Below are 12,346 nucleotides of genomic sequence, written 5' to 3' on the forward strand. Positions count from 1 at the left end.
GACATTATGCCGAAACTTTCCCAAAAAATCGAATGGTTCACGGAATCGGTCATCGCCCGCATGTCGCGCATTGCCGAAGCTTCCGGTGCCATCAACCTGGCTGAAGGCTTTCCCGACTTTCCGCCGCCTCAGGCGATGTGCGACCGCCTCAGCCAGGTCGCACAGGAAGGACCTCATCAGTACAGCATGGACCCTGGCGCAGCCAATCTGCGCCGGGCCATGGCCGACTGCCGCCGGCAGTTCACGGGCCAGACAATCGACCCGGAAAAGGAAGTCGTCGTCACCTGCGGCGGGACAGAAGCGCTCATGGCGGCCATGATGACGGTCGTCGACCCTGGCGATAAAGTCATCCTCTTTTCGCCTTTTTATGAAGCCTATAGTACGGACGCCCTGCTCTGCGGGGCCGAACCCATCTACGTGTCGCTGCGTGAACCGGATTACACCTTTGATGCCGATGAACTGGAAGCCGCTTTCAGGCAGCATCCGAAAGCGATTTTCCTCTGCAATCCGTCCAATCCGTGTGGCAAGGTCTTTTCCCGGGACGAGCTGATGACCCTTGCCGGCCTGGCCGCAAAGTACGACACCTTCGTCGTCGTCGATGAGGTCTATGAACACATCATCTACGAACCGACGCAGTATACGTATTTTTCTACCCTGCCCGGTATGTATGAACGGACGCTCTGCTGCGGCTCCCTGTCCAAGACCTATTCCATCACGGGATGGCGCCTGGGATATATCTTTGCGCCGCCGGCCATTACTGAAGCCATCAAGAAGCTCCACGTCTATCTGACCATCAGTGCCCCCAGTCCGCTGCAGGAAGCGGCTGTCACAGGCCTGCGTTTCGGGCCGGAATATTACCAGGGCCTGCGGGCCATGTATACGCGCAAGCGGGATTTCGTCATGAAGCGCCTTGATGACATCGGTATCGGCCATAATGTACCGCAGGGGGCTTTCTATATGCTCGTCGATATCGGCGGCTATGGTTATGATGACGATGAAGCGTTCTGCCGGGACCTGGCAGAAAAAGTCGGCGTCGCACTGGTACCGGCTTCGACGTTCTTCATCGAACCGGTCCATCACCTGGCACGGCTGCAGTTCGCCGTCCGCGATGACACGCTGAAAACGGCGATGGAACGATTGGAACGTATTTCTGTATTGAAACGATAAGTTGCCTATGGCAACCAGAGGAGGGGATTTTGATGAAAAAATGGCAGATTCTCTTAGGAGCACTTTGTATCAGCTTATCCAGCTTGACGGCTTTAGCCGCCGATGAGCCCGCCAAGGCGGAGCCGGCCGCTGCCGTCGTCCTGACGGACCCGACGGTCAATGTCAAGAACCTGGATGATTTTTATATCCTGAAAGGGAGTACCTATGATAAAGTGACGGGGCTTTTGAAAAATCTGCCGTCCCAGACGACAGGCCTGGTTGGCAGTTATTATTTCCGCGTCGACAAGAATGTCGTCGGCGATTACTTTTATCATGTCAAGGCCTATGATACGGCATCCCACGTCCTCATGGGCAATTATTTCGTCGCCAAAGATGAAAGCTGCGCCTGGAAACTGCAGGCCGGCGATGATGCGGCCCTGATTTATGGCAATACGGAAAAGCTCATGGATAAGGTCGAAGTCGTCGTCTATCCGAAGAAGATCCCCCTCGGCAGTTACGGCATCATCCGCGTCCATGTACCGGGGATGGTCCCCTATGACGTCAAGGCGACGAGTTTGAATACGAAAGTCGCCGATATTACGGATAAAATGAATATTCATCCCATGCAAGCCGGCAAGACCGACCTAGTCATCGACATCAAAATCGGCGATACCGTGCGCACCGTGACCAAGTCGATCACGGTGGTCGATGAAGCCGACCGTCATACGAGTGAACCGTCCCATAGCGGGCCCAATGTCGGCGTCGGCATCGGCATCGGCTGGGGCGGCGGCTGGCACCACCACGGCGGTGGTATCGGCATTGGCGTAGGCCCCTGGTGGTAACCATTTAAAAGGAGTGTGTATCTATTGTGGAGTTTTCCCTAGGAAAACAATTTCTCGTCATCATTTTGCTGATTTTTGGCAATGGCATCTTTTCCCTTTTGGAAATGGCCATCGTCAGCTGTCATCAGTCCCGGCTGGAAGCCCTGGCCGATGAAGGCAGCAAGTCGGCAGTTATTGTCCTGAAACTTCGTGAAAATCCGAATAAGATGTTTTCCATGGTCCAGTTCGGCATCACCCTGGTCAGCCTGCTCACCGGTGTCTACGGCGGTACGGAAATGGCCGGTCCCTTGTCGAAATACGTCGCCAAGATACCGGGACTGGAGCCCTACGCCTACACCATCAGTCTGACGGGTATCGTCGCCTTCATTACCTACTTGACGATCATCCTCGGCGAAATCGTGCCTAAGCGCATTGCCATCGACAAACCGGAAAAAATCGCCTGCCTCCTGGCCCGGCCGATGCTCTATTTCTCCGTCCTCTGTACGCCTGTCGTGTGGGTGTTGTCCTGGTCGACGGCCGTCGTCACCAAGATCATGGGCGTCAATAAGCCGGAAGTCCTGCCCGTCACGGAAGATGAAATCAAGCTGCTCCTGGAACAGGGCGTCGAACTCGGAGCTTTTGAAAAAGAAGAACCGGAACTGGTCGACCGCGTCTTCCGCCTGGCCGATATGGATGTCGGCGACATCATGACCAACCGGACCCAGGTCGATTGGATCGATGTCGAAGACCCGGAAGAAACGATGATGCAGGAATTGGTAGCCTTCAACCACAATACCCTGCCCGTCGGCCGGGGCTCGCTGGACGATTTCATCGGCATGATTTCTGTCAGTGAAATCTTCCAGAAATACTATGCCGCTGTCCGGCAGGACAAGACCGTTTCCCTGACGGCCATCGTCGAAGAAAGCATCCACAAGCCGATTTACATTCCCGAATCGATGGACATCATGAAGGTCGTCCACGTCTTCCGCGAACACAGCGTCCACGAAGTCGCCGTCCTCGACGAATACGGCAATTTCAGCGGCATCCTGACACTGCACGATATCCTGGAAGAACTGGTCGGTATCATGCCGGCCGGCGAAGAAGAGAAGAAGGAAGAAGCGAACCGCATCATTCAGCGCGGCCCTAATGAATGGCTCATGGAGGGCCTGCTGACTATCGAAGAGTTCAAGGATTTCTTCGATATCGAAGACGATTTGCCCGAAGAAGACGAAGATTTGTATAAGACCCTGGGCGGCCTCATCACCTATGGCGTCGGCCGTATCCCCAGGGAAACCGATACGTACGAGTGGGAAAATTTCACTTTTGAAGTCATGGATATGGATAACCTGCGGGTCGACAAGGTTTTGGTGACCCGCAAAGAAATACCGGATACCGATGAAAAATCGGAAAAAGGTGCCGATAAATGAACAGGTCTTTGAGAAAGGAAGTTTGTATAGAAATGGGAGAACGCCAGGCAATTTACCAGGTGTCTACGCTGCAGGCCCTGGCCCGCGGCAATTATTACGGCAGTACGGATATGGAAACGCTGCTGTCCCATGGCGACACGGGGCTGGGGACTTTCCATGCCGTAGCCGGTGAACTCATCGTCATCGATGGCCATGCCTATCGCGTCTTAGGTGATGGCTCGGCTGTGGAAGCGGCTAAGACCGATACGACACCTTTTGCGACGGTGACGTGGCTGCGGAAACAGGAACCGGTCGTGTTGAAGCATCAGCCTTCGATTGAAGCCTTGAAAGACATCATGACGGCCCATGTCCGACAGCTTGGCATCAATGATGTCTACATCGTCCGCATCGACGGCCATTTCCACAGCGTGTCGGCCCGGACCGAACTGGGACAACAGGAGCCGTATCTGCCCTTCGCCAAGGTCCTGGAAACGGATGAACGGCGCTTTACCTTTAAGGAAATCGATGGCAGTCTCATCGGTATCTATATCCCCGATTACCTAAGTGGCGTCAATACGTCGGGCTGGCACTCCCACTTCATTTCGGCAGACCGGAAAAAAGGCGGTCACGTCTTTGACCTGGACCTGGAAGAAGGGCGGGTCATCTTCAACAAGGCGGACCGCTTCATCCTCGATATGCCGCATAACAAGCAGTTTGAACGGGGCGACCTGACAGCTGCCTCGCAGGACGAAATCAAACAAATCGAACAGGGAAAATAGTTTGTAGTACGGAGTTTGTAGTTTGGAGAAGAGGGCTTTAAATTTAAAACCATCCGCTAACCCCTAGCCACTAGCTGCTAACCACTAAAAAAGACCTGTCGCGTTGCGACAGGTCTTTTTTACTCGCTCTTCGTAGAACGGAGAAATAGATTTTTCAGGACCTCGTGGGGGTCCTTTTTTTCTTTTATGATGGCGTGTACGGCTGCCGTAATGGGCAGTTCTACGCTGTATTGTTGGGATAAATCGAGGAGGGCCTCTGTCGTGCTGACGCCTTCAGCCAGTTTTTTGAAGGGCTTGCCTTCGATGAAGTCCTGGCCGAAGCGGCGGTTATTGCTGTGCAGGGAAAAGAGGGTCGCTTCATAGTCGCCGAGGTGGCTCAGGCCGTAGACGGTCATAGCCTGCCCACCCATGGCGGCGACTAAGACCGACAATTCGTGAGCGCCACGGGCCATGAGGGCCCCTTTCAGGCTGGTCAGATGAGCGCCGTCGAGCATCCCGGCAGCGATGCCCATGACGTTCTTGGCAGCCGCGCCGATTTCAATGCCCAAGAGGTCCTGTCCGTAATAGAAGCGGATGAGGGGACTCGTAAAGGTATCGACTAAGAAATGAGTCAGGTCCTCATCGGCCGAGGCGATGACCATGCAGTTCGGCATGCCGCTGATGAAATCCTGGACGTGGCCGGGACCGACCCAGACGGCCGTCCGCACCGACGGCCCCAGTTCTTCAGCCATGACTGTCGTCAATCGCTTGCCGCTTCCTTCCTCCAGGCCCTTCATGGCCAGGACGAAGGGCAGGGACGGGGCGAAGCCGGCTTCTTTCAGCTGATGGGTGAAGCTGCGGAGCTGCTGGGCACTGATGGAAATGATGCAGATATCCGCTGTATCCAGGGCTGCGGACAGATCCGACGTCAAGGTGACGGAAGCGGGCAGGCGCAGGTATTCATTCTGGCGGGTCTTTACGAGTTCCTGTAAGTGCTGCGAACCGGGACGGCCCCACAAGGTGACGTCGTGGCCGATATGGTCGGCGTACCAGGCGTGGAAACTGCCCCAGCGGCCGCAGCCTAAGACGGTAATCTTCATGGAATACCTCCTTTGGGCTTACAGTTTGGCAATGACGGCATCGCGGTATTCTTCAGTCGTAGCGCTGCCTCCCAGGTCCGGTGTGAGGTGCTGTTTTTCAGCCAGTACTTCGTCGACGGCCTTGCGGATCTTAGCGGCGATGGACGTTTCTCCGATGTATTCCAGGAGCATGCAGGCCGACCACAAGAGGGCCGTCGGATTGGCAATGTGTTTGCCGGCAATATCCGGGGCACTGCCGTGGACGGCTTCGAACATGGCGTAGTCGTCGCCGACATTCATGGAAGGCAGCAGGCCCAGGCCGCCGATGAGGCCGCTGGTCAGATCGGACAGGATGTCACCATAGAGGTTCGGTGTGACGATGATGTCGAACTGTTCCGGCCGCATGACCATCTGCATGCATGTGTTATCGACGATTTTGTCATCGCTTTCAATCTGCGGGTAATCTTTGGCGATGGTGTGGAAGATGTCGAGGAACAAGCCGTCACTCATCTTGAGGATGTTGGCCTTATGGACGCAGGTGACTTTTTTGCGGTTATGGGCTACGGCGTAGTCGAAGGCGGCGCGGATGATGCGTTCACTGGCCTTGCGGGTGATGAGCTTGATGGCGTGGACCGTATCTTCGTTCATCTTGTATTCGACGCCGATATATAAATCCTCTGTATTTTCCCGAAAGGTGACGATGTCGACGTTGGGGAACGGCGTCTTGACGGCCGTATTCGATTTGGCCGGGCGGATATTGGCGTAGAGGTCATATTTATTGCGCAGCGTGACGTTGAGCGAGCGGAACCCCTTGCCAATGGGTGTGGTGATCGGCGATTTCAGCAGGATATGGGTCTTTTCAAAAGAAGCGAAAGCGTCGTCCGGGATGAGGGCGCCGTGGCGTTCATATTCGGCAGCGCCGACGTTGAAACATTCATAGGAAAGGGGCGCCTTAGCGGCGTCGAGGATCTGCAGGACGGCGTCGGTGATTTCCGGGCCGATGCCATCGCCTTTGAATACAGTGATTGTCTTCATGATTATCTATCCTTTCTGGGAATATAATCCATCAAGTCGCCGACGTATTTCGCTGCCGGACGGACGATGCGGTTGTCGTAGAGTTTGTGTTCAATGTTGTGGGCCAGCCAGCCGACCATACGGCTGATGACGAAGAGCGGCGTGTAGAGGTCGCGCGGGATGCCCAGCATGTTATAGGCGAAGCCGCTGTAGTAGTCGACGTTGCTGCACATGTTGACGCCCTTTTCTTCTTTTAACGTCTTCATAGCCAGTTTTTCAAAGCGGTTGTAGAAGCGGAAGACGTCGGTCATGCCCTTTTCCTTGGCCAGGATGCCGCAGTAATGGCGCATGATTTCGGCGCGCGGGTCCGATAAGGTGTAGACGGCGTGGCCGAAACCATAAACCAGGCCATCATGGCTGCCTTTGAATTTCTTGTTGAGAATCTGGTGGATGACGTCGACGATCTGTTCATCCGTAGCCTTGATACCGATGGCATCGATGACCTGTTCCATCATCATGGAAACGCGGATATTGGCACCGCCGTGGCGCGGGCCTTTGAGGGCGCCGACCGAGCTGGCCATGCTGGAATAGATGTCCGTATCCGTCGACGAGACGACGATATTGGTGAACGTCGAGTTCGTGCCGCCGCCGTGGTCGGCGTGGAGGAACAAGAGGAGATCCAGGAGCTGGGCTTCTTTCGGCGTGAACTTGCTGTCCGGCCGCAGCATGGACAGGATATTCTCTGCCGTCGAATAGTCCTTGCGGGGATAGTGGATGACCAGGCTCTTGCGGTTGTAATAATGGACCTTGGACATATAGGCATAGACGGCGATGGACGGCAGCTTGCTCATGATATTCAAGCCCTTGCGCAGGGTCTGATAGACGTCGGTATTGTCCGGATCGGGGTCGTAATTATAGAGCGTCAGCAGGGCGTGCTGCAATTTATTCATCAGGTTCTTGCCGGGCAGACGCAGGAGGTTCATTTCCAAAAAATCATCGGGCAGATCATAGCCGTTTTGTAAGACCTTGCAGAAGGCATTCAATTCATCTTCTGTCGGCAAGTAGCCGAAGAGGAGGAGAAAGCTGGCTTCTTCATATAAGTAACCTTGATAGTTTTCGACTTTGGCCAGCTCGCGAATGTCGATGCCGCGATAGTACAAGACGCCGTCGCAATCGACTTTCTGGCCTTTTTCATCACGCTGATAGCCGACGACATCGGCAATGCGGGTCAGGCCGACGAGGACGCCGGTGTGATCTTCATTGCGCAGGCCGCGCTTTACGCCGTACTTGGAGAACCATTCGCGGGGAATCTGTGTGTAGTTCTGTGACTTGCCGTAAAACTGGGCTAAGTAAATATTTTTGTCCAAGATGATTCCTCTCTTTCCTGCAAGTATGAATATGGGAGAATAACTTATAAAGTATCGGTTATCCGCGAATATTCATAAATTTTATTTTGGGAATAATTTCTAGTATATTCCTGCAAAGTATAAGTTATTATAGCATAATTATGGAGAAAGTAAAATGAAAATCGCGTAAAGTGTAAAACGTTTTAAGGGTAGCCATGGCTGTTTTAATTATGATATAATATTTATTGAAATGCTTAAAATTTTATATTGTGAAAATGAATTACGATATTTTCACAATGAGAAAAGCCATCGCCCAGGCGGTGACAAAGGAGGGCTTGGAATGATTCAGTTATATGATGGAGGCGCATATCTCGTCAACGGTACGGACATCGTGCCGGAAAAGGATGCGGCCAAACTCAGACAGCTCACAGGAAAGACCGTTTCCAAAGAAGAAGGGCGGAAAGGGACCATCGCCTATTCTATCTTAAAAAATCATAATACGTCGGGCTCCATGGAACACTTGAAGATCAAGTTCGATGCCATGGCTTCCCATGACATTACGTTTGTCGGCATCATCCAGACGGCTAAGGCATCGGGAATGGAAAAATTTCCCCTTCCCTACGTGCTGACGAATTGTCATAATTCGCTCTGCGCCGTCGGTGGCACCATCAATGAAGATGACCACGTCTTCGGCCTGTCGGCAGCCAAGAAATACGGCGGCATCTTTGTCCCGCCCCACGTCGCCGTCATCCATCAGTACATGCGTGAAAAAATGGCCGGCTGCGGCCGCATGATCATCGGTTCCGACAGCCATACCCGTTATGGTGCCTTAGGGACCATGGCCGTCGGCGAAGGCGGCGGCGAACTGGTCAAGCAGCTCTTGTGCGATACCTATGACATCGCTTATCCCGGCGTCGTCGGCGTCTACCTGACGGGCAAGCCGAACCCTGCCGTCGGCCCGCATGACATTGCCATCGCCATCGTCGGTGCCGTCTTCAAGAACGGCTATGTCAAGAACAAGGTCATGGAATTCGTCGGCCCCGGCGTCGCTTCCATGACGACGGACTACCGCAACAGCGTCGACGTCATGACCACGGAAACGACCTGTCTCTCGTCCGTATGGCGGACCGACGATGATACCAAGGCGTATCTGACCCAGCATGGCCGCGGCGACGCTTATAAGGAATTGAATCCGGCAGACGTTGCCTATTACGACGGCATGATTTACATCGACCTGAGCACCATCAAGCCGATGATCGCCATGCCCATGCATCCCAGCAACGCCTTTACCATTGATGAACTCAATGCCAACCTGGAAGATATCCTCCACGAAACGGAAGAAGCCATCAACAGCCGCATGAGCAACAAGGACTTGAAATACAGCCTGACCGATAAGATCAAGAACGGCAGGCTCCAGGTCCAGCAGGGCGTCATCGCCGGCTGTGCTGGCGGCAACTACAGCAACGTCATGGCCGCCGCCCATATCCTGAAACAGGCTTCCTGCGGCAATGGCAATTTCACCCTCGACGTCTATCCGTCGTCGCAGCCGGTCTACCTCGACCTGGTACGCAAAGGCGCCGTCGCATCGCTCCTGGAAGCCGGTGCCATCTTTAAGACGGCCTTCTGCGGCCCCTGCTTCGGCGCTGGCGATACGCCGGCTAACAATGCCTTCAGTATCCGTCATACGACGCGTAATTTCCCCAACCGTGAAGGATCGAAGCCGGGCAATGGCCAGTTTGCATCGGTCGCCCTCATGGATGCCCGCTCTATTGCCGCAACGGCTGCCAACGGCGGTGTCCTGACTTCGGCCGAAGGTTATATGGACGATTACGTCGAAACACCGTATGATTACGATGACCAGCCCTATGCAACCCGCGTCTATCAGGGCTTTGGCAAGGCCGACGAAGGCGCTTCCCTGGTCTATGGCCCGAACATCAAGGATTGGCCGGACATGGAACCCCTGGCTGATTCCATCCTGCTCAAGGTCTGCTCGAAGATCATGGACCCGGTCACGACGACAGACGAACTCATCCCGTCTGGTGAAACGTCGTCATACCGCTCCAATCCCCTGGGCCTGGCCGAATTCACCTTGTCCCGCCGCGATCCGGATTATGTAGGCCGGGCCAAAGCCGTCGATAAAGTGGAACGGGCCCGCCTGGCCGGCGACTGCCCGGCTGGCGTCGATCCGGCCCTGAAAGAAGTCTTCGCCGTCCTGCGCGCTCACTTTGGCGACGTTTCCATGAAAGAAGTCGAAATCGGCAGCATGATCTACTGCATCAAGCCCGGCGATGGCTCAGCCCGTGAACAGGCTGCCAGCTGCCAGCGCGTCCTCGGCGGCCTGGCCAACATCTGCCAGGAATACGCGACCAAGCGCTATCGCTCCAACGTCATCAACTGGGGCATGCTGCCCTTCCAGATGGAAGGCCAGCCTGATTTTGAAATCGGCGACTATATCTACATCCCGAACGTCAAGAAAGCTCTCGACGGCGACATGAAAGCCATCAAGGCCTATGTCGTCGGCAAGGACTTGCGTGAATTGTCGCTGTACATCGCTCCCATGACGGACGATGAAAAGAAAATCGTCAAAGCCGGCTGCCTCATCAATTACAACCGGAACCGCTGATTATTCGTCGAAGGCATCGGGGAAGGCACGGATACCCTCTTTGGGTGACGTGTGATAGCGGTTTTTCCAGGCCCGGTAAAATGTCGAATACGTCGTAAATCCGCAGTCATAGCAGATTTCCGTCAAAGCCCGCCCCTCCTGCATGAGGTGGCGGGCTTTTTGCAGCCGTTTGGTCGTAATGTAGCTGGCAGCGGTCATGCCCGTTTCGGCCTTGAAGAGATGCATGAGGTAGTCCGGGCTCATGAAAAAGGCGGCCGCCAGGCTGGGAATGGACAGGTCGCCGCCCAGGTTGTCTTCGATATAGGCCAGGATGCGGCGTATCTTCTCGTTCTGGTGGCCTTTCTTGACGACGCGGACCTTATCCTTCTGCAGGGCCCGGGTCAGGTGGATCATGAACTCCGTAAAGAGTGTTTCCTGTAAGAGCGGGCTTTCTGGCCCCGTATCGGACCAGGCCCGGCGCAGGCGGCACGATACATTGTACAAGCTGTCCGCTTCCTGGGGCTGGCGCAGGATGGGGGATTTCGGGGTGGTGAATATCTGTCCGGCCGGACAGCCACGGCGTTCATACCACTTGAGATAGGATGGGGAAATATAGGCGATGATGCGTTCGTAGACCTCATCGCCATAAATGACGGGGCGGTGGATCCGGCCGGCCGGGATGACGACGATGTCGAAGGGCTGCAGGTCATAGGCCGTCCCTTCGACGTCATACGATACATGGCCCCGGAAAAAGAGGGTGATCTTATCGAAGTCGTGGTAGTGATAGGGACAGGTCCACTGCCGTTTGTCCGATAGGTGGAATAGTTTGAGTTTTTCTGATAAATACCCGGTCTTTTGCGCCATAACTGTGTCACCTCTTACGATACCTTATAGCCGAATTTGCAATATAAAGAGCATTATTTACATATATTTGCCACTTTCCGCTATTGTATAATAACAATTGTAAGGATTCAAGTAAGCAAGGATATGAGCATAGATATTTTTTTCACGGAGGGTTCAACTATGAAATTCGTAAAAATGCATGGCTTAGGCAATGACTTCGTCTTTTTGGAAGATAAAAATGGCGCGGACAAGGATTTTTCCCAGCTGGCCGTCAAGATGTGCGCGCCTCATACGGGCATCGGTGCCGATGGTATCATCGTCATCGTACCGAGCGATAAAGCCGACGTCCGCATGCGTATCATCAATGCCGATGGCAGTGAAGCCGAAATGTGCGGCAACGGCATCCGCTGCTTTGCCAAATACGTCTACGACAACGGCATCATCGACAAGAAAGAATTTGCCGTTGAAACCCTGGCTGGCATCATGAAACCGAAAGTCACCGTTGGCGACGACGGCAAAGTCAGCCTGGTCACCATTAACATGGGCAAGCCCTTTACCGACCGCGCCCAGATTCCCATGGAAGGGCCGGCCGGTCCGGTCATCGATGAACCCATCGAAATCGACGGCAAGACCTATAACATCACCAGCCTGCTCATGGGCGTCCCCCATACCATGACCTATGTCAAAGACGTCGACGCCGTCGATCTCCACGAATTAGGCCCGAAATTTGAAACCTATAAGGCCTTCCCGCGCAAGACCAATATGAACTTCGTCCAGGTCATCGACGACCACACCATCAAAGTCCACACCTGGGAACGTGGTGCCGGCGCTACCCTGGCCTGCGGTACCGGCTCCTGTGCCTGCGCCGTCGGATCCTTCCTGAACGGCTTCACCGGCCGCAGCGTCGACGTCCAGCTCTACCTGGGCACGCTGCACATCGAATACAACGAACAAGACGGCAACGTCTACATGACCGGCCCGGCTGCCGTCACCTTCACCGGCGAATGGCTGGAAGCGTAGGGGCCGTTCGTAGGGACCGTCCCAAAGGGCGGCCCGCCTATGTAGGGGCGCCCACGTGGGGCGCCCGCCCGGAATGATGGTGATAATGTCATACATGCATTCGCCGGCCGCAGGCCGCAGTTCGTAGGGGCTCGCACGTGGAGAATCATCCCAATTCCATGACGGGTCGCCCACGTGGCGACCCCTACACTGTAAAATACTAACCCCTAGCCACTAACCCCTAGCCACCAACCCCTAAAAAGGGGCTGTCGCACGAAGGTTTTTGCCATCATGCGAGGCCCCTTCAACTTAAAAGTTTTTCGTTCGTAGTT

General features: G+C 54.6%; 10 protein-coding genes. 6 read left to right on the forward strand and 4 right to left on the reverse strand.

Going from position 1 to position 12,346, the window contains the following annotated elements; genetic code table 11:
- Positions 1 to 6: 6 nt before the first annotated feature.
- From ACE418_RS11440 to budA, 4 genes are read left to right on the forward strand one after another with little or no spacing between them, the layout of a single operon-like run.
- Positions 7 to 1,167, forward strand: coding sequence for a pyridoxal phosphate-dependent aminotransferase (locus ACE418_RS11440; protein ID WP_416450725.1), 1,161 nt, complete (start codon positions 7 to 9; stop codon positions 1,165 to 1,167).
- A gap of 32 nt (positions 1,168 to 1,199) precedes the next feature.
- Positions 1,200 to 1,988: a hypothetical protein gene (locus tag ACE418_RS11445; protein WP_416450726.1), complete on the forward strand. Its 789-nt coding sequence runs from the start codon at positions 1,200 to 1,202 to the stop codon at positions 1,986 to 1,988.
- Positions 1,989 to 2,014: 26 nt separating this feature from the next.
- Positions 2,015 to 3,394 carry a hemolysin family protein gene (locus ACE418_RS11450; protein WP_416450727.1) on the forward strand — a complete coding sequence of 460 codons (1,380 nt, stop codon included), beginning with the start codon at positions 2,015 to 2,017 and terminating at the stop codon, positions 3,392 to 3,394.
- Positions 3,395 to 3,426: 32 nt separating this feature from the next.
- Positions 3,427 to 4,152: an acetolactate decarboxylase gene (budA, locus tag ACE418_RS11455; RefSeq protein WP_416450728.1), complete on the forward strand. Its 726-nt coding sequence runs from the start codon at positions 3,427 to 3,429 to the stop codon at positions 4,150 to 4,152.
- 119 nt (positions 4,153 to 4,271) lie between these two features.
- Here budA and ACE418_RS11460 read toward each other — a convergent pair whose 3' ends face one another.
- Genes ACE418_RS11460 through ACE418_RS11470 form a run of 3 tightly spaced genes read right to left on the reverse strand, consistent with a single transcriptional unit; the run spans position 4,272 to position 7,591 of the window.
- Positions 4,272 to 5,231 carry an NAD(P)H-dependent glycerol-3-phosphate dehydrogenase gene (locus ACE418_RS11460; protein WP_416450729.1) on the reverse strand — a complete coding sequence of 320 codons (960 nt, stop codon included), beginning with the start codon at positions 5,229 to 5,231 and terminating at the stop codon, positions 4,272 to 4,274.
- 18 nt (positions 5,232 to 5,249) lie between these two features.
- Positions 5,250 to 6,245, reverse strand: a complete 996-nt coding sequence (locus ACE418_RS11465; RefSeq protein WP_416450730.1) for an isocitrate/isopropylmalate dehydrogenase family protein — start codon at positions 6,243 to 6,245, stop codon at positions 5,250 to 5,252.
- Between the two features lie 2 nt (positions 6,246 to 6,247).
- Positions 6,248 to 7,591, reverse strand: a complete 1,344-nt coding sequence (locus ACE418_RS11470) for a citrate synthase (RefSeq protein ID WP_416450731.1) — start codon at positions 7,589 to 7,591, stop codon at positions 6,248 to 6,250.
- A 319-nt stretch (positions 7,592 to 7,910) separates the two neighbouring features.
- On the opposite strand from ACE418_RS11470, the gene ACE418_RS11475 reads away from it, so the two are divergent.
- On the forward strand, positions 7,911 to 10,193 hold the full coding sequence (locus tag ACE418_RS11475) for a hydratase (protein ID WP_416450732.1): 2,283 nt from the start codon (positions 7,911 to 7,913) through the stop codon (positions 10,191 to 10,193).
- Here ACE418_RS11475 and ACE418_RS11480 read toward each other — a convergent pair whose 3' ends face one another.
- Positions 10,194 to 11,036 (reverse strand): AraC family transcriptional regulator, encoded by an 843-nt coding sequence (locus ACE418_RS11480; protein ID WP_416450733.1) that lies wholly within the window; start codon positions 11,034 to 11,036, stop codon positions 10,194 to 10,196.
- A gap of 159 nt (positions 11,037 to 11,195) precedes the next feature.
- Here ACE418_RS11480 and dapF point away from each other — a divergent pair, with 159 nt between their 5' ends.
- A complete protein-coding gene (gene dapF / locus ACE418_RS11485) occupies positions 11,196 to 12,035 on the forward strand; it encodes a diaminopimelate epimerase (RefSeq protein WP_416450734.1) in 840 nt (279 codons plus the stop codon).
- Positions 12,036 to 12,346 lie beyond the last annotated feature (311 nt).

The sequence above is a fragment of the Megasphaera jansseni genome (genome assembly GCF_047974155.1).
In the GTDB taxonomy this organism is placed as follows: Bacteria; Bacillota; Negativicutes; order Veillonellales; family Megasphaeraceae; genus Megasphaera.

Bases quoted from the DNA above. Each gene is read 5' to 3' on its own strand.
- ACE418_RS11440 (WP_416450725.1), top strand. From the start codon at position 7: ATGCCGAAACTTTCCCAAAAAATCGAATGGTTCACGGAATCGGTCATC.
- ACE418_RS11445 (WP_416450726.1), top strand. From the start codon at position 1,200: ATGAAAAAATGGCAGATTCTCTTAGGAGCACTTTGTATCAGCTTATCC.
- budA (WP_416450728.1), top strand. From the start codon at position 3,427: ATGGGAGAACGCCAGGCAATTTACCAGGTGTCTACGCTGCAGGCCCTG.
- ACE418_RS11460 (WP_416450729.1), bottom strand. From the start codon at position 5,231: ATGAAGATTACCGTCTTAGGCTGCGGCCGCTGGGGCAGTTTCCACGCC.
- ACE418_RS11465 (WP_416450730.1), bottom strand. From the start codon at position 6,245: ATGAAGACAATCACTGTATTCAAAGGCGATGGCATCGGCCCGGAAATC.
- ACE418_RS11475 (WP_416450732.1), top strand. From the start codon at position 7,911: ATGATTCAGTTATATGATGGAGGCGCATATCTCGTCAACGGTACGGAC.
- ACE418_RS11480 (WP_416450733.1), bottom strand. From the start codon at position 11,036: ATGGCGCAAAAGACCGGGTATTTATCAGAAAAACTCAAACTATTCCAC.
- dapF (WP_416450734.1), top strand. From the start codon at position 11,196: ATGAAATTCGTAAAAATGCATGGCTTAGGCAATGACTTCGTCTTTTTG.